The 15770-nt window shown below is 48.2% G+C and carries 12 protein-coding genes; 8 read left to right on the forward strand and 4 right to left on the reverse strand.

Translation table 11 applies throughout. The annotated features are described in order from the left end of the window. The first annotated feature begins 94 nt into the window (after window positions 1-94). The 4 genes from ACO0KV_RS12525 (at window position 95) to ACO0KV_RS12540 (ending at window position 4527) form a co-directional block, all read left to right on the forward strand. Window positions 95-799: an MgtC/SapB family protein gene (locus ACO0KV_RS12525; RefSeq protein WP_423042877.1), complete on the forward strand. Its 705-nt coding sequence runs from the start codon at window positions 95-97 to the stop codon at window positions 797-799. A gap of 280 nt (window positions 800-1079) precedes the next feature. Continuing rightward, window positions 1080-1949, forward strand: coding sequence for a cysteine hydrolase (locus ACO0KV_RS12530; protein WP_423042865.1), 870 nt, complete (start codon window positions 1080-1082; stop codon window positions 1947-1949). Window positions 1950-2029: 80 nt separating this feature from the next. Continuing rightward, entirely contained in the window at window positions 2030-3220 is a 1191-nt protein-coding gene (gene pncB, locus ACO0KV_RS12535) for a nicotinate phosphoribosyltransferase (RefSeq protein ID WP_423042866.1), read from the forward strand. Between the two features lie 47 nt (window positions 3221-3267). Beyond that, window positions 3268-4527: an ectonucleotide pyrophosphatase/phosphodiesterase gene (locus tag ACO0KV_RS12540; RefSeq protein ID WP_423042867.1), complete on the forward strand. Its 1260-nt coding sequence runs from the start codon at window positions 3268-3270 to the stop codon at window positions 4525-4527. Here ACO0KV_RS12540 and ACO0KV_RS12545 read toward each other — a convergent pair. Further along, window positions 4519-5910, reverse strand: a complete 1392-nt coding sequence (locus tag ACO0KV_RS12545; protein WP_423042868.1) for an exonuclease domain-containing protein — start codon at window positions 5908-5910, stop codon at window positions 4519-4521. The two genes, ACO0KV_RS12540 and ACO0KV_RS12545, sit on opposite strands and share 9 nt — an antisense overlap. A gap of 156 nt (window positions 5911-6066) precedes the next feature. On the opposite strand from ACO0KV_RS12545, the gene ACO0KV_RS12550 reads away from it, so the two are divergent. Both ACO0KV_RS12550 and ACO0KV_RS12555 read left to right on the forward strand, forming a co-directional pair. Next, window positions 6067-7074, forward strand: coding sequence for a DUF2804 domain-containing protein (locus tag ACO0KV_RS12550; RefSeq protein ID WP_423042869.1), 1008 nt, complete (start codon window positions 6067-6069; stop codon window positions 7072-7074). Window positions 7075-7212: 138 nt separating this feature from the next. Continuing rightward, on the forward strand, window positions 7213-8355 hold the full coding sequence (locus tag ACO0KV_RS12555; RefSeq protein ID WP_423042870.1) for a JmjC domain-containing protein: 1143 nt from the start codon (window positions 7213-7215) through the stop codon (window positions 8353-8355). Window positions 8356-8523: 168 nt separating this feature from the next. Here the strand turns inward: ACO0KV_RS12555 and ACO0KV_RS12560 are convergent, their stop codons facing one another. Continuing rightward, window positions 8524-9768 (reverse strand): nitronate monooxygenase, encoded by a 1245-nt coding sequence (locus ACO0KV_RS12560; RefSeq protein ID WP_423042871.1) that lies wholly within the window; start codon window positions 9766-9768, stop codon window positions 8524-8526. Between the two features lie 529 nt (window positions 9769-10297). Further along, window positions 10298-11248, reverse strand: a complete 951-nt coding sequence (rlmF, locus tag ACO0KV_RS12565; RefSeq protein WP_423042872.1) for a 23S rRNA (adenine(1618)-N(6))-methyltransferase RlmF — start codon at window positions 11246-11248, stop codon at window positions 10298-10300. Window positions 11249-11700: 452 nt separating this feature from the next. On the opposite strand from rlmF, the gene ACO0KV_RS12570 reads away from it, so the two are divergent. Continuing rightward, the gene (locus ACO0KV_RS12570) at window positions 11701-14139 is read left to right on the forward strand and encodes an alkaline phosphatase family protein (RefSeq protein WP_423042873.1); all 2439 of its coding nucleotides are present in this window, start codon (window positions 11701-11703) and stop codon (window positions 14137-14139) included. Between the two features lie 160 nt (window positions 14140-14299). Next, window positions 14300-15577: a cytochrome-c peroxidase gene (locus ACO0KV_RS12575; RefSeq protein WP_423042874.1), complete on the forward strand. Its 1278-nt coding sequence runs from the start codon at window positions 14300-14302 to the stop codon at window positions 15575-15577. A gap of 43 nt (window positions 15578-15620) precedes the next feature. Here ACO0KV_RS12575 and ACO0KV_RS12580 read toward each other — a convergent pair. Further along, window positions 15621-15770: IS3 family transposase (locus tag ACO0KV_RS12580; RefSeq protein ID WP_423042878.1), on the reverse strand; the 150-nt coding region annotated here is incomplete at its 5' end.

The raw sequence follows: 15770 nt of genomic DNA on the forward strand, positions 1-15770 counted from the left end.
ACCGGATTGCTGATCAGTGATCGGTGTCCGTATGCCTCATGCAAGTAACAGTCTGATGGGCCGGGCTTCAATTCAAGAGGGGAGATGAACGATGATGGAATGGGATGTATTTACGATACGCGTATTGTTGGCGCTGACGTTGGGCTCGTTAATTGGTGCTGAACGTCAGATGCGCCAACGTATGGCTGGCCTGCGGACGAATGCCTTGGTGGCTGCTGGTGCATGTCTATTTGTAGCGGTGGGCGTGATCTCGGGTAGTTCCGATGGTCAGGCGCGAATTGCGGCGCAGGTTGTTTCCGGAATTGGTTTTCTCGGTGCTGGTGTCATTATGCGTGAGGGATTAAATGTGCGAGGACTCAATACCGCTGCGACCTTGTGGTGTTCTGCCGCAATCGGGGTATTGGCTGGTCTTGGACATCTGTTAGAAGCGACAATCGGAGCGTGCGTTATTCTGGGCGCAAATCTGTTGTTGCGTAGTGTTGGCCAAATGATCAATAAGCAAAGTATGGACAGTGCGACCGAAGTTGAACAAATGTACCGCCTTTCTATCGTCTGCCAGGCAGATGACGAAGTTCATGTTCGAACGCTGATGCTGCATATGCTCAATGGTATGCCGCAATTGGTGATTCAGTCACTGCACAGTGAAGATATTCCGATCGCCGGACAATTAGAGGTGCGAGCTGATCTGATTGCTTCACCCAATAATTTAGTACAACTGGAGCAAATCGTCAGTCGGATCAGTTTAGAAAAAGGTGTTAGCGCGGCACGTTGGGCGGTATTGCATAGAGTGGAAGAATAATGTTGCCGTGACAGGTCAGTATTGGCGAGGGTAGCATTACCATCCATTAATACAAAAAACGGGGAAAGTCATTTTATTGTTCTATGTCAAGAATAACGCCGCGTGCTATTGGATGCGGCGTTTTTGTTTTCTCATCACCGTTTTTTGAAGTACGTTGATTGCTGGCGTACATGAACAGTCAGAGTGGCATAAAATGACGGCTGCCCCCTAATTTTTGCGCTTGTCCTCTATACCAGTTTTGTCAGTTGTTAAATGCGACAATGAAACCAGGATCACAACCATGAAAAAGAACTACCACTTGCTCCTCATCGATCCACAAAATGATTTTTGTGATTTGCCAGCTACTTATCTGATGTCGGATCCTGAGAGTGGTGAGTCTGTTATCCCAGCGTTAGCAGTACCGGGCGCGCATGCAGATATGCAACGGGTAGCGCAGTTGATTAGACAAGGTGGCGCTGGTTTGAGTGCGATCAGCATCACATTGGATTCCCATCACCGCTATGATATTGCGCATCCAGGTTTTTGGGTAAATCAGGATCAGCAGCCGGTCACACCGTTTACACAAATTTCAGCATCTGCCGTCCGCGCACGGCAGTTTTTGCCACGAGATCAGCAAGCGTTACCGCGAGTTCTGGATTATCTGGATGCGTTAGAAAAAAACGCTCGTTACCAACTGATGGTTTGGCCTGTACATTGTGAAATAGGGTCTTGGGGGCAATGCGTGCATGTCGATGTGCGTGCGGCCTATAATCATTGGGAAGATGTGCATTGCACCTCAGTTCAGAAAATGACGAAAGGCGCTAATCCATGGACAGAGCACTATTCAGCCCTCATGGCTGAGGTACCGGATGCGAATGATCCGGAGACACAGTTAAACCAGCAACTATTACAAAGCTTACGTAACTCAGACCGTGTTTATATCGCTGGTGAGGCAGGCAGTCACTGTGTGAAGGCCAGTGCCGAGCATATTGTCGAGAATCTGTCGCCGACAGAAAGAACAAAGCTGGTGTTAGTGACGGATGGTATGAGTCCGGTTGCTGGCTTTGAAGACGTGCAGACGGTGTTTCTGAGCGACATGCAGGCACGTGGTGTACGTCTCGCTACGGCCGCAGAAGTGCTCGCGGAGCTGATGATAAATAGTGCTTCTTAATGCAATCTACAATTGGTTTCTTGCAAACACAAGACCAGATGTTAAGTGCGGGTACCGTAGCCCCAAGACCAAGGAAATCAATGAAACCAGTTGTTCGCAGTCTGTTAGAGACCGATTTATATAAATTCACCATGTGGCAAGCATTGCTGCATAAGCATCCTGATGCACAGACCGAGTATGTCTTTGTCTGCCGTAACACCCCCGCTTATCCATTGGCTGAGCTATGCGCTGATGTCGAGCGTGAAATTGATTATTTGTGTTCGCTGCGCTTCACCGAAGAAGAGCTCGATTATTTACGATCACTGCGTTTTATCAAAAGTGACTTTACCGATTTTTTGACATTATTTCATTTTCAGAGAAAGTTCATTCATGTCAGTACCGATGGTGATCAACTCGACATTACCACCAAAGGACCGCAAGTCCATGTCATGGGTTTTGAAATTTTTGTACTACACATCGTCAACGAACTGTATTTTCGGCGCTTGCAGACAGCGACAACGCTAACGGAGGCACGTCAGCGACTTACCGCCAAGATTGCACGATTGCATGAATTTGAAAAAGAACCAGCGCTCGCACATCCGTTTGAATTTTCCGATTTTGGTTTGCGTCGGCGGTTTTCCGGTGAGTGGCATGATGAAGTGATCGAGACACTGGCACGCGAAGTTCCGCAATTTTTTAAAGGGACTTCTAATGTGTATCTCGCAAAAAAATTCAAATTATTCCCAATCGGTACAATGGCGCATGAGTACTTACAGTCCTACCAGGCGTTTGGCGTGCGCTTACGCGATTTTCAGAAAGCAGCATTAGAAGATTGGGTGCAGGAGTATCGCGGTGACCTTGGTATCGCTTTGACTGATGTGGTTGGAATGGATGCTTTTCTCGCTGATTTTGATTTGTATTTTGCGAAATTATTTGATGGTTTGCGTCATGACTCTGGCGATCCGGTCGTGTGGGGAGAAAAAGCGCTGGCGCATTATGCGAAGTTGCGGATTGATCCGCATACCAAGCGTCTGGTATTTTCTGATGGACTTGATTTTGATACGGCATTTTCTTTGTACCGTCACTTTGCCGATCGCACGATGCCGGCTTTCGGTATTGGTACCAATCTCACCAATGACACGGGCATCGCGCCGTTAAACATCGTCATGAAGCTCACATCGTGTAACGGACAATCGGTTGCGAAACTGTCTGATGCCGCAGGCAAGACTTTATGCACAGATGAGACCTTTCTTGCGTATTTGCGGCAAATTTTTAATCATCCTGTCATCTGATCAGCGGACAATTTGCCACTTATCTATCAACGGTATAACAGAATAAAATGATCACTCGTCCAACAATGAAATACCTGCTATCTGCGTCACTGGTATGGATGTTAGCTGCCTGCAACCAACCTTTGAAGTCTTTGGCGCCAGAAGTGCCAGTGAGCACCACTCAAGCACAACGCCCACCTGTGATTCTGGTATCGATTGATGGATTTAAGCCAGAGTATTTGCAGCGTGGCGTAGCCCCAACCTTAAGCACGCTGGCTGATCAAGGTGTGTTGGCCGATGTGATGCGACCGTCGTTTCCTTCCATTACCTTTCCGAATCACTACACGCTGGTAACCGGCTTGCGTCCCGATCACCACGGTATAGTTGGCAATACGATGGACGACCCGCAGATACCAGATCAGCATTTTAGTCTGGGAAATCACGCCGCAGTTGTTGATCGCCGCTGGTGGGATCAGGCTGAACCAATATGGGTTACTGCTGAAAAGCACGGCGTGCATGCCGCAACGATGTTTTGGCCTGGTACGGAATCAGATATTCAGGGTGTTCGCCCCACCGAATGGCGCCCCTTTGATGGCAAGCTGCCACCTGCAAGTCGGGTTGACGTGCTGCTGGGGTGGATGGATAAACCCGCGGCACAACGCGCTGGTTTTTTTACGCTGTACTTTGATGACGTCGATCACGCCGGACATGAGTCTGGTCCTGACTCGTCGCAGGTGACCGAGGCGGTAGCAAAAGTCGATCAGGCCCTGAACCGCTTAATGGCTGGGCTTGCGGCACGCCAGATCACAGCCAATATCGTGATTATATCCGACCATGGCATGGCATCAACGAGTGCTGATCGGGTGATTTATCTGGACAAATTCATCGCCACGAGCAACTTCAAGTTGGTCACCTCGGGTACTTATGCTGGGATTGATCCACTTCCGGGGCAAGCGTCCCTGGTTAATAAGGCGCTGGTCAAAAAACATGACCACATGGCATGCTGGAATAAAGCGGATATTCCAGCCCGTTATCAGTATGGTAAACATCCACGAGTGCCAGCGATTGTCTGTCTGGCCGACGTGGGTTGGCTCATCTTTGGCGCTGAAGATCCCAAAATTCATGCCAACGGTGGTTCTCATGGCTATGACAATATGACCAGAGAAATGGGTGCTTTATTCATCGCTAACGGGCCTGCCTTCAAACAGCATGTAAGCTTGCCAGCATTTGATAATGTCGATGTGTATCCGTTAGTCATGAGATTGATCGACGTGCCCGCCTTACCATCGGATGGCAGTCTCACATCGACTGCTGCTGCTTTACGCTAAGTTCTTCAAATTCAGTGGCTGCATGCGATTCAGATATTTGACCAGGATACGGTAGGTGTCTCGGTCAAATCTGGGTTTGCCCGACTCCAGCAAGGTCTGGATTTCAGCCTCATCTTTGGCACGCCCAAGATAGCACCAGGCTTCAATGACGTGATAGACGTTCCCTTCTTTGAACGTGGCTGGTCCGTTGAACGGCCACGCTTTTAGCTTCATTTCGCCGAGTGCTTCGATCAGTCGCAGATTGTGTTGGAGCGGCGATTCTTGGCCGACACAGGCACCTTTACATTGCTTTAACTGACGCGCAAAACAGGGCTTGCCTGCGCCACCTTTTTCTAACCCCAGCGTTGCCGCACACAATTGAAATTGTTTTACCGCTTGCAATAAAAATTCACGCGCACTGGCACCGCTTTTAAAGAGGCCGTACAGCTGTTCTTGTCGCCCGAGATCTAGATCGCGTCCATACGCTAGTTGTGGCTGCAATAGACCCGATCCCATATCCACCAAGCGCCAGGAGCAGAACTCGGTGTTACGACGTAACTGGCGATTGAGCGTCGGCTGCTTTTCTTTGATCAAACGCGCTTCGGTGATTAAGGCATCGACTTCGCCTTCACATTCTATCCATTCAATATCTCGCACCTGGAGAGAGATATTCATTTCTTTGGCGATTGCGTGATCAGAAGAAAAATGCGATAACACGCGCTGGCGCAGGGTGTTACTTTTACCGATGTAAAGCGGCAAACGGTTTTCTGCGTAGAACAGATAAACGCCATAACCTTTAGGTAACTGGTCGACAATATCAGCATCCAGATGCGGTGGTAAACTGGAACGGGTAGTGAGTTCTTTGACTGTCGCTGTCAGTTGATCTTCTGGTAACGAGGTTTCTAAGGTACGCCAGAATTGATAAATAGCATCCGCATCACATAAAGCGCGATGACGATCACCTTCTCCCGTGATCTGGTGGCGTTCCATAATGCTGTCGAGATTATGCTTGGCAAATTGCGGAAACAATTTGCGTGATAATTTGAGGGTGCATAGCACCGTTGAGCGGAACGATTGATCTAAGCGCTTACATTCGTTCTTCAGAAAGCCGTAATCAAAACGGGCATTGTGCGCGACAAAAATATGACCTTGTAATCTTGCCAGTACATCGTCAATGACTTGTGCAAACGTAGGTTGATCCGCGACCATGGCATCGCTGATGCCAGTCAACTGTTCCACAAAGGGGGGAATCGGTGCTTCGGGGTTCAGGAGCTGGCTCCAGCGCTCAACCTTGATACCATCGTAGGTGACGATCGCGATTTCGGTAATGCGATCACGGGTTGCAATCGTGCCTGTAGTTTCCAGGTCGACAAAGGCCAGCGGGCGTGCAAGTAGGGTTGACATCGTTGCTCATTCAATAAATTTCCCGCCATTGTATCCCCTGCGGCAAATTCTGGCGCTATCAGGGAGTTAATGCGTGTCTCAGCTTTGGAATTCCTGCTCTACGCGAATCATGCACAATGAACCATTTTTCTTCATCCTGCATCGAGGAGTGTTGTTATGTCCGCTGTGTCTCTACTGCCAGTTCCCGCTCATGTACTTGATGCCGCAGGGCAGGTCGCATTTGGAAAATATACCGGTGCGATTGCTGAGATCGACTGGTTGGCGCTGGGTGCACCGTATCAGCGTAGTCGGTGGTGGCGACGCACGCATCATAAGCGCTGGCAATATCTGGCATTGGCGACGGAGGAGATTTTCTGTGGCGTTGCTATCGTTGATGTCGGCTGGACAAATACCGCCTTCGCTTATGTGTTTGACAGGAAGCAGAAACAGTTGATTGGTCGTTTTTCGCAGGATGGCTTGCCCGGCATGACCGCACACGTGAATAATCGCCCTTCACATGGTGCTGCCAGCCATTTTCAATGTTTAGGTAAGCGCATTGATTTTAGCATCTCGACAGACGGCGAAGCGATCCTTGACGTCGATTGCCATAAGTTCTCACTTCACGCCGCGTTTTGTCTACGAGAGGCGGCACCTAGTCTGACAGCGATTGGTCCAGTTGAGGGCGGTAGCGTGCATGCAACGGTGAAATCGTCTGGCATCCCGCTGCAGGGTGTTGTCGATGTTGCTGGACGCCAGTTTTTGTTGGACGGCGGCATAGGCAGTAGCGATTACAGCAATGGTTTTCTAGCACGCGAAACGGCATGGCGCTGGGCTTCTGCACATCAATTGGAGATCGGATTTAACTTGCAGGCAGGTTATTTTGGGGAAAGCGAAAATGCGCTCTGGCTCGATGGTGAACTGATTGCTTTAGGTGCAGCACGCTTTGAATTTGATCCTGCATGTCCCATGGGTATCTGGCATATCACAACGGATGATGGCTTACTGGACGTGTATTTTCAGCCAGAAGGATGTCGGCAGGAAAATAAGAATCTGCTGATTGCGGCGAGTCGTTATATTCAGCCCATTGGGACTTTTCGTGGTTGGGTGAGGGCGCATGTGGATGCGCCAGCACGGGCGATTGCTGATCTGGTGGGTGTTACCGAAGATCATTATTCAAGGTGGTGAATAGTGACTGAGAGACAATAAGCACAGTCAGTGCGCTATTTCTGCCTCCCTTTTTTTGCGTAAAGCTTGATCTAGCCGAAATGCTGATAACCCTGGGCATGCTACAAGAGTACTTTAGCGTACTTCATCTTGTTAGCCATGTTGACACTCCAGCTCAGTGACTTTTCCATCGAAGAATTTCTTGCTCATTATTGGCAGAAAAAACCAGTCCTGATCCGTCAGGGGTTTCCGGGTTTTTATGATCTCATCCGGCCTGACGAGTTGGCTGGCCTGGCGTGTGAGCCGCAGATTGAGTCGCGCTTGATTTATAAGCAGGACGGCGCTTGGCAGGCGGAGTCTGGCCCCTTTGAGAGTTATGGCCGGTTTGGGAAAAAAGACTGGACGCTGGTTGTGCAGGCAGTCGATCACTGGTCGCCGGATGTGGCTGATCTGGTGCAGGCATTTTCATTTATCCCTAAATGGCGTCTGGACGACGTGATGATCAGTTATGCCACCAACGGTGGCGGCGTTGGCCCACACATTGATTTGTATGACGTCTTTATCTGTCAGGGATCTGGTCGGCGTCACTGGCGGGTCGGTGAGCGTGGCGATCATCGTCAGTTTGCTGCACACCCAGCTTTGCTGCACACAGCGCCTTTTGACGCGATCATTGATGCTGAACTGATCGCGGGCGATATCTTGTACATCCCACCTGGTTTTCCACATGACGGCATTTGCCTTGAAAACTCCATGAGTTTTTCTGTCGGGTTCCGAAGTAAGTCGGCGCGCGACATGCTCAGCGGATTGGCAGATCACCTGATCGATAACGAATTAGGGTCCGCCTTGATTAGCGATGCCGGACGGCCATTACATACGGAACAAGGGCATATTAATCGGAGCGACATGGCGTTGATGAAAGCGCAAATGCAGGCGGTTCTGGACGATGAGCTGGTGATGGCTGATTTTGTGGGTAGTTTTTTATCTAAAACAAAATGCGAGCTTGATTTGCAGGCACTGGAGGATGAGATCACGCAGGATGATTTGCTTGATCTGTTGCAAAACGAAGGTCTACGCCGGACGGGGGGCTTGCGGTGCTTCTATCTGGATCAGACGATTGATCAGGGTGTTTGCTACGTCGACGGACAGCGCTACGAGTTTGGTTCATCAGCACGCGAGTCGGTAATTGCTTTGTGTGATAACGATGAAGTGGATGAGGAGATGTTGGAGGGTGGTTTGCAGCTCTCAGGGTTTGTTGCAGCATTGCTTGAGTGGGTGAATCAGGGGTATTGGTATGCGGAGTGATGATTGCTCCATAAGTAGTCTTTCTCCGCGAAGACGGGATACCCAGCCCTACCTTGTTGCTTGCATTGGATAACGTTACTTCATGCTTTAAAGAGATAAAAAAACGGCGTTCAGATTATTCTGAACGCCGTTTCGTCGTATTTATCGGTACGTTATGGTGCGCCAGATTTATTCCGGCAACGCGACCCGGTTATCGGTACTGAACTGGTAATCGCGGAACACATGTTCTGCAGTCAACAATTGGTAGCTGCCGTCTGCGTGTTTGCGGGTGGTATCTTTGAGGCGATACGTAGTTTGTCCGCAGGTCCAGCAATTGAAGTTACGCATGTGCGTGCACAGGCAAGTTTTGTCCATGACAACTACTTTTTTGGCATCAGGGTGCGCGGCGACTTCGCGGTTGTATGAGGTAATGTACGCACAGTTACCGTTGCCATCGAGCAGATAACCATAGGATTCGCAGCCGGGGCGAATTCCGTCACCGATGGCAGGGGTATTTTTTAACATCCGCATTGGATAGCCCGTTGGCGAGATATGATTGACTTCGATGTCTTCTTCGCTGGCTTTAAAGTATTCTTGCTTTACGTCATCTGGCAAGCCGCATTCGTTCGTGACGGTAAAGCGGGTCGCCACCTGTACAGCGGATGCGCCATTTTCCAAGAAAGAGACTGCATCGCTGCCAGTAAAAATACCACCAGCGGCAATCAGTGGGATATCCAAGTTTTCGGCTTTTAAATAAGCAGCAATTTCTGTGATAATCGTTTGCAAATCGTAAGTTGCCCAGTCATCACCAAAACCCAGATGGCCACCAGCTAACGGACCTTCGACGATAACATAGTCAGGCAGACGGTTTATTTTGGCGTTCTTACGCAAGAATAATTGCAATGCGCGCAATGAAGAAACGATGATTCCTAGCTTTGCTTCGCGGAAACGTGGGTGCTCAGCCATGAGGCCAAACGAACTCAGATGCAGACCTGCACTCAAGGTAATGCCGTCAATCCCGCCATCCAGCGCTGCTTCGAGGCGTACTTTCAGGGTCTCACGCGGACCGTTCATGGTCAGCTTTTCCATGCAATTGACAAAAATCATGCCAGTGCCTTGCTTGGCTTCCATGGTCTTACTGACATGCATACGAGTCGCATCAGCCAAATGCTCAAGATTGAATTTGATGTCAGTCTTGTCGCTATTATTGATGTTGTATTTGTAGTACTTCGTTTTTTCTTTGATGTAACTGGTATCAAAACGACGGTCAGTGACGTCATGTACCATCGCATCAGAAATGTGACCAATACCGCCGAGACGTGCCGCCACCAGTGCTAATTCTGCAGTGGAAATATCAACACCCATCCCACCAATCATGATAGGAACCAGTTCATCTTTGCCTAGCTTCAGGCGGAAATCATCTACTCGTTTCATTGCTATCCTTGACACATTGAGCTTAAAGGTCACACCCAAGTCCGGTTTTTTTCAGTGGGTGAAGCCGTCATTCAGAATGAAGGCGACCCAGATTGTAAGCCAGTCGGGGTATGTGCTGTGAATAATTTAAATACCAAATTCAGCGCATAGGTGATCTGAAAATTGCGAAAAAACCGCACAAAAAAATTGCCATATATTTAATTTTTTTGATGTTGCATACAGCTAGACGATGTTGAATGGAAAATAATCAAATTTAGACTAATTTCTCTAATTTCAGTTCTCGACTAAATTTTGCTACATGGCTTTCGAACAGGGCAAAAAATTTTTTTAACGAATTATTTTTTACGTAATCTTGATATTAATCAAATGCATTTTAGAGGTTTTTGGCACTCTCAGAAGTATATCCTGCGTTGTCGAATGTGCCTGATAACTGTGTCATGGCAATGACAAGTGTATGCGGAGAAATGTTCATTCGTTTTTTGAGCAAATAGTTTTATTGAGTGGTGTCGTCCTTGTTGCGTTACCTGCACTACCAGCGAAGTTTCCTCCAACCTGTTTGTTGGACCGGTGTTAAAAATGTCCACGCTAGGAAGCGGCTTTGTTTATTTCCTTGTGCCATTGCAATTTCACGTTGCTCTTGTACGCCAACACGCTTGAGTATTACTTTTAATGGCGCCAGATTGGCCGACTTGGAAACTAGGCAAGTGAACCAGAAGCAACGTCCTGAGAGGGCCGTACTTTCTTTGATCATGCGCTCGATAAACGCCAGCTCTCCACCTAGACACCACAGTTCAGCGCCTTGACCACCAAAATTTAAGACGGGTGTAGCTGAATCGTTTGTAAATTTTTTGCTGAGATTATTCCATTTTCGTTGCGTACCTTCTTGCGCTTCTGCTAAAGATCCGTGAAAAGGCGGGTTGCACATCGTCAGGTCAAACCAATCGTCAGGCGCGATGATGTTATTAAAGATCGTGTTTGGATCGTGTTGCAAACGCAGCGTAATTTGGCTTGAAGACGCCGGATTGCTATCGAGTATCTTCTGGACATTGCTGAGTGAATCGGCATTGATGTCTGAGGCAACAAAATGCCATCCATACTCAGCGACACCCAGCAGAGGGTAGATGCCACTGGCACCAGTTCCGATGTCTAGGACGGTCAGTCGCTGTTTTTTTGGGAGTTTGCCCTGATGACTCTGACGCAAAAGGTCTGCCAGATAGTGAATGTAGTCGGCGCGCCCAGGTATTGGTGGACAAAGCTGCCCGTCAGGAATATCCCATTCAGTAATGCCGTAGTCCGTCTTGAGAATCGCCGCATTGAGTGTTTTAACCGCCAATGGATCGGCAAAGTCAATGCTGGTCTGTCCATGTTGATTCAGGCTGATGAATGGTGTTAGCGAAGGGGTGCTCTGACGCAAGCGTTCAAAATCATATTGACCTTGATGACGGTTGCTGTGATGAAAAGGATTTTTTTTGATAGACATGTGTAACAGAACAGTAAAAGCAATAAGAGCAGTCAAACGTTTGTATGTGATCTGACCTGAGCGGCATCAGCTTCGCTCTCGGTATTGTAAGCCGCTCCACGCCTATTTCTATTGATTGCTTGCCTAATCATCTTCAATTCAAATTTATTTCGATACATTGCGAATTAGGTAGTAGATCTTTAGGACGCGAAAATGTCTGGTTTAAATAGAGATGCGTTTCTAATATGAAAAAAATTCCAGCATTTTCATGCGCTTGTCACAAACTCTCGCGACACTAGCAACTGACTTCAGGACTAACTCAACATTATTCTGGCACGGGCATCCTTTGCACAAACAATGTTGGCTAGGTCTTTGATACTTGCGACAACACGTTAAACAATGCTTTAACACAGATGATATTGACTATCGTGTTTTATACAGTTAACAAAAACTTTCCTCAACGGAGATGTGAAATGATGAAATTGCGTTCGATCGCGCTTGCGTGTTCGATACTGGCACTTGCCGCCGGTTGCAGTAAAGGGTCTTCCAGTAATACGACTTCTTCCAGTGTCGTCAGTGTGACAGGTGTTGCTGCTGCTGGATATCCATTAGCTGGCGTTGTTATTAGCGCGACTGATGCGACCGGTACCATTACGACCTCTGCAGTGACAGATGCTGCTGGGCATTACGTACTAAGCCTGGCTGGCACGGCACCCTATTTGTTGACTGCACCTTATACTGACGTCGATGGCACGCCTGCGGTGCTGTCTGCCGCGATTAGCCCGAGCGTTGTTTCTGGTCAGACCGTCGCAGTACAGGCAAACCTAAATCCACTGACGTCATTGATCTCTCAGCGCGTCATCGGCATTGTTCCAACGAGTAGCACAGTCGCTGCTGCGACAGTAGCGAAAATCAGTGGCGCTCAGATTACTGCTGCCGAGCAAACTTTCAGTACCTTGTTACAGCCTGTTTATACGGCGTTGTCAATTCCGACAACAGAGACGACTGATCCAATCGGCTCAACGGCATATAAAGCAGGTACTGCAGACCCATTGGATAACTTGTTCAATCTTTCCCGTTTTAATGTTCACAACGGCACGATCAGTATTGGTACGGATGCCAATAAAACAGTATTAAATGTGCCAGCAACAGGCACCTTGTCAACCACCGTGCCTACAAACTCAGTGACCTCACTCACTGCATTAGCGACAGGCGCGACAACGACGCCAATTACCAATGTGATCGTGGTGATCGGCGAAAATCAAACCTTTGACGGTCTTTTTGGTGCCTATTCTGCGCCACAAGGGCAAACTATCAAGAACTTGCTGTCACAAGGCATTATTAAAGCAGACGGCACACCAGGTCCTAATTTTGCGCTGGCGTTACAAAATCAGGGCGCAGCTCAGAGTACTTATACTGTTTCCCCGACACGTGGCGCAGCCTATCCAACTTTGCCACAACCGTTACAGATTGGTGAATTAACGCTAAGCTTTCAGACCTTGGGTGGAACAGCCGACACCCGGTTCCCAGCGACATTACCTAGTGGACCATTCCAGATCACGTCTTATGTTCCTTATGGCGTCACTGCAACCAATCCGCTCGGAGTAACGACAGGTGATCCTGTACATCGCTTCTTCCAAATGTGGCAACAAACGGGCGGCACAAATGCGAAGCTCGACATGTTTACATGGATTGCCGCCAACACTGGTCAAGGTGGTGATACGCAAGGCGTCACAGCAGCGAATCCAGCGCAAGGTGGCGAGTTGATGGGGTTTTTCAATATGGCGACGGGCGATGCGCCATATTTCAATTCATTGGCTCAAACTTATGCACTGAGTGACAATTATCATCAGTCAATCATGGGTGGCACTGGTGCGAATTTCTTTGCAATGGCAACTGCTGACGTTCCCTATTTCAACACCAACGGCACGATTGCCGTACCGCCCGCCAATCAGATCGAAAATCCAAACCCGCAATCAGGTACGGCTAACTTTTACATCAAAGACGGCTATAGCGGCGGTTCTTACGTTAACTGCTCGGATACTACGCAACCAGGTGTTGCTTCGATCCTGTCAGTTCTGACGAAAAATGGTGTAACAAGTAACTGTGACGCCGGCAAGTACTACCTGGTCAACAACTATGCACCAGGTTACGATATGAATGGTAACGTTCAGCCTATCGGAACAAATAATTACAACTACCCACCACAAACTGTGCCAACCATTGCCGAAGCATTGGCAAACAAAGGTGTTACATGGAAATGGTATACCGGCGGGCGTGAATTAGCGGATGTGACGAGCGATGCTGCAGCGTTTGGTGTTCCTCTTACGGTAGCGCAGGCGGCACAATACAACGCGATCGGCGATCCACTGGTGGCCTCTAAAAATGTCATGACGTCGACAACGCTAAAAGCAGGTCTGGCGGGCTTAACAACGTTCTTCAGCGACGTCCAAAAAGGCACATTGCCAGCGGTATCATTTGTTGTTCCGAAAAATCTCGATAGCGGTCATCCAGGTTATTCTGTACCAGCGAAATATGAATACTTCTTACAAAATCTGATTGCGAAGGTAAAAGCTAATCCAACATTGTGGGCGCATACAGCGATTATTGTGACAACGGATGAAGGTGGTGGACACTTTGATACAGGTGCGATTCAGAACATCGATTTCTTTGGTGATGGCCCACGTATTCCATTCCTGATCGTATCGCCTTATGCACGCACTAACTACATTGATCACACTTATCACGATCATACGTCGGTGATGAAGTTTATCGAGCGCAACTGGAAATTGTCGCCGTTGTCTAATCGCAGCCGTGACAACCGGCCAAATCCAGCAATGATGAGCACCAATCCTTACCTGCCAGCAAATGCAGGTGCCATTGGCGACTTGACAACGATGTTTAATTTCTAATCCCTTGTCGTGACATCAAACGGAGTGAATGCCTGGCATTGACTCCGTTTTTCTTTTCCAGAAATTTCTGAAAAAAATTGACGTACCAGAATGGTATGGCGCGAAAAGCATTGCACAGCAATGTGTTTTCACAAGTTTCTTATTGTTGAGGTTGGTCGTTATGTGTACTCGTCGTCAAACGTTCGTTCTTTCGGTATTGCTATTGTTAAGTGCCTGCCATAAACAGACAGAAGCACCTGTCAAGCCAGCTGCGAATCATCCACAGCAGCCTGCTGCTGCAAAAAAAGTCTGGGTTGATTATCCAAACCCAGAAACACCATTAAGCCCGCAAGCACAATTAGGTAAACAGTTATTTTTTGATGTTTCGTTGTCGGCATCAGGAAAGATGTCGTGTGCTACCTGCCACCAACCCGACCACGCCTATGCACCAGCGAATAATCTCGCTGTTCAGCTTGGCGGACCAGATATGCAGCAAGCGGGAACCAGAGCCGTACCATCGTTGCGCTATCTTGGCTTTACACCAAAATTTACGCGTCATTTTTATTTGCCTGCCAGTGAAGGCCTTGAAGATGAAGGCCCGACCGGTGGTTTTACACACGATGGCGCAGTAGATTCGCTGAGCAAACAGGCCGCGGTACCACTCCTAGCTGCCAATGAAATGGCCAACCTCACAGCAGAGAGTTTTACGGAGAGGCTTCAGCATAGTCCGGTTGCTTCTGAATTTATCAAGGTGTTCGGTGCGGATGCCTTAAAGAATGCCACATTGGCATTGGAGCAAGCAGGCAATGCGCTGGAGTCTTTTCAGACTGAAGACTATAGTTTTCATCCGTATACGAGCAAATATGACGCTGTCGTCTCTGGAGAAGCACAGCTCACCGACGCCGAGTCGCGCGGCTTTATTGTTTTTCATGATCCAGGTAAAGGTAACTGTGCCAAATGTCATATCGACCGTATCGGCGGTGGCGGACGCCCTGCACAATTTACCGATTATGGATATGAAGCAATCGGTGCCCCTCGTAACTCGGACATACCCGCCAATAAAAATGCAGCGTATTTCGATCTCGGACTATGCGGTCCAGCGCGTCAGGATCTGAGTAAAGAAACTAGTTACTGCGGTATGTTTAAAACACCAACCTTGCGCAATGTGGCGACCCGTCAGGTATTTTTGCATAACGGTGTTTTTAAGAGTCTCGATGATGTGATTCATTTTTATGCTGAGCGTGATATCAAGCCAGAAAAATGGTATCCAAAAGTGAATGGGAAAATCGTGATGTATAACGATGTACCTAAAAAATACCAAGAAAATGTGGATCGTTTTACGGCACCATTTAACCGCAAAAAGAGCGACAAGCCAGCGATGACTGAAGAAGAAATGCAGGATCTGCTGGCATTCCTCAAAACGCTGGACGATGGCTACCGGAAAACGGTAAAACAATAAAAATTGAGCTTCCCTCGATAATTAGTTCACCATCAGGTGAATGTCATGCAGCGAGATTCTCTTGATTTTGTTTCTTCATCCAGTCTTCCAGATATTGAACGGGAGAGCGGTAACCTAATGTCGAATGCTGCCGTGTTCGATTATAAAACACCTCAATATATTCAAAGCTCGCAGCTTTCATTGCATCATGGGT

The sequence above is a fragment of the Undibacterium sp. RuRC25W genome (assembly GCF_049339825.1).
Lineage (GTDB): Bacteria > Pseudomonadota > Gammaproteobacteria > Burkholderiales > Burkholderiaceae_D > Undibacterium.

Excerpts from the sequence above, each read along its gene's own strand:
- pncB (WP_423042866.1), top strand. The coding sequence starts at position 2,030 with ATGAAACCAGTTGTTCGCAGTCTGTTAGAGACCGATTTATATAAATTC.
- rlmF (WP_423042872.1), bottom strand. The coding sequence starts at position 11,248 with ATGTCTATCAAAAAAAATCCTTTTCATCACAGCAACCGTCATCAAGGT.
- ACO0KV_RS12545 (WP_423042868.1), bottom strand. The coding sequence starts at position 5,910 with ATGTCAACCCTACTTGCACGCCCGCTGGCCTTTGTCGACCTGGAAACT.
- ACO0KV_RS12560 (WP_423042871.1), bottom strand. The coding sequence starts at position 9,768 with ATGAAACGAGTAGATGATTTCCGCCTGAAGCTAGGCAAAGATGAACTG.
- ACO0KV_RS12530 (WP_423042865.1), top strand. The coding sequence starts at position 1,080 with ATGAAAAAGAACTACCACTTGCTCCTCATCGATCCACAAAATGATTTT.
- ACO0KV_RS12525 (WP_423042877.1), top strand. The coding sequence starts at position 95 with ATGGAATGGGATGTATTTACGATACGCGTATTGTTGGCGCTGACGTTG.
- ACO0KV_RS12540 (WP_423042867.1), top strand. The coding sequence starts at position 3,268 with ATGATCACTCGTCCAACAATGAAATACCTGCTATCTGCGTCACTGGTA.
- ACO0KV_RS12550 (WP_423042869.1), top strand. The coding sequence starts at position 6,067 with ATGTCCGCTGTGTCTCTACTGCCAGTTCCCGCTCATGTACTTGATGCC.
- ACO0KV_RS12575 (WP_423042874.1), top strand. The coding sequence starts at position 14,300 with ATGTGTACTCGTCGTCAAACGTTCGTTCTTTCGGTATTGCTATTGTTA.
- ACO0KV_RS12570 (WP_423042873.1), top strand. The coding sequence starts at position 11,701 with ATGATGAAATTGCGTTCGATCGCGCTTGCGTGTTCGATACTGGCACTT.
- ACO0KV_RS12555 (WP_423042870.1), top strand. The coding sequence starts at position 7,213 with ATGTTGACACTCCAGCTCAGTGACTTTTCCATCGAAGAATTTCTTGCT.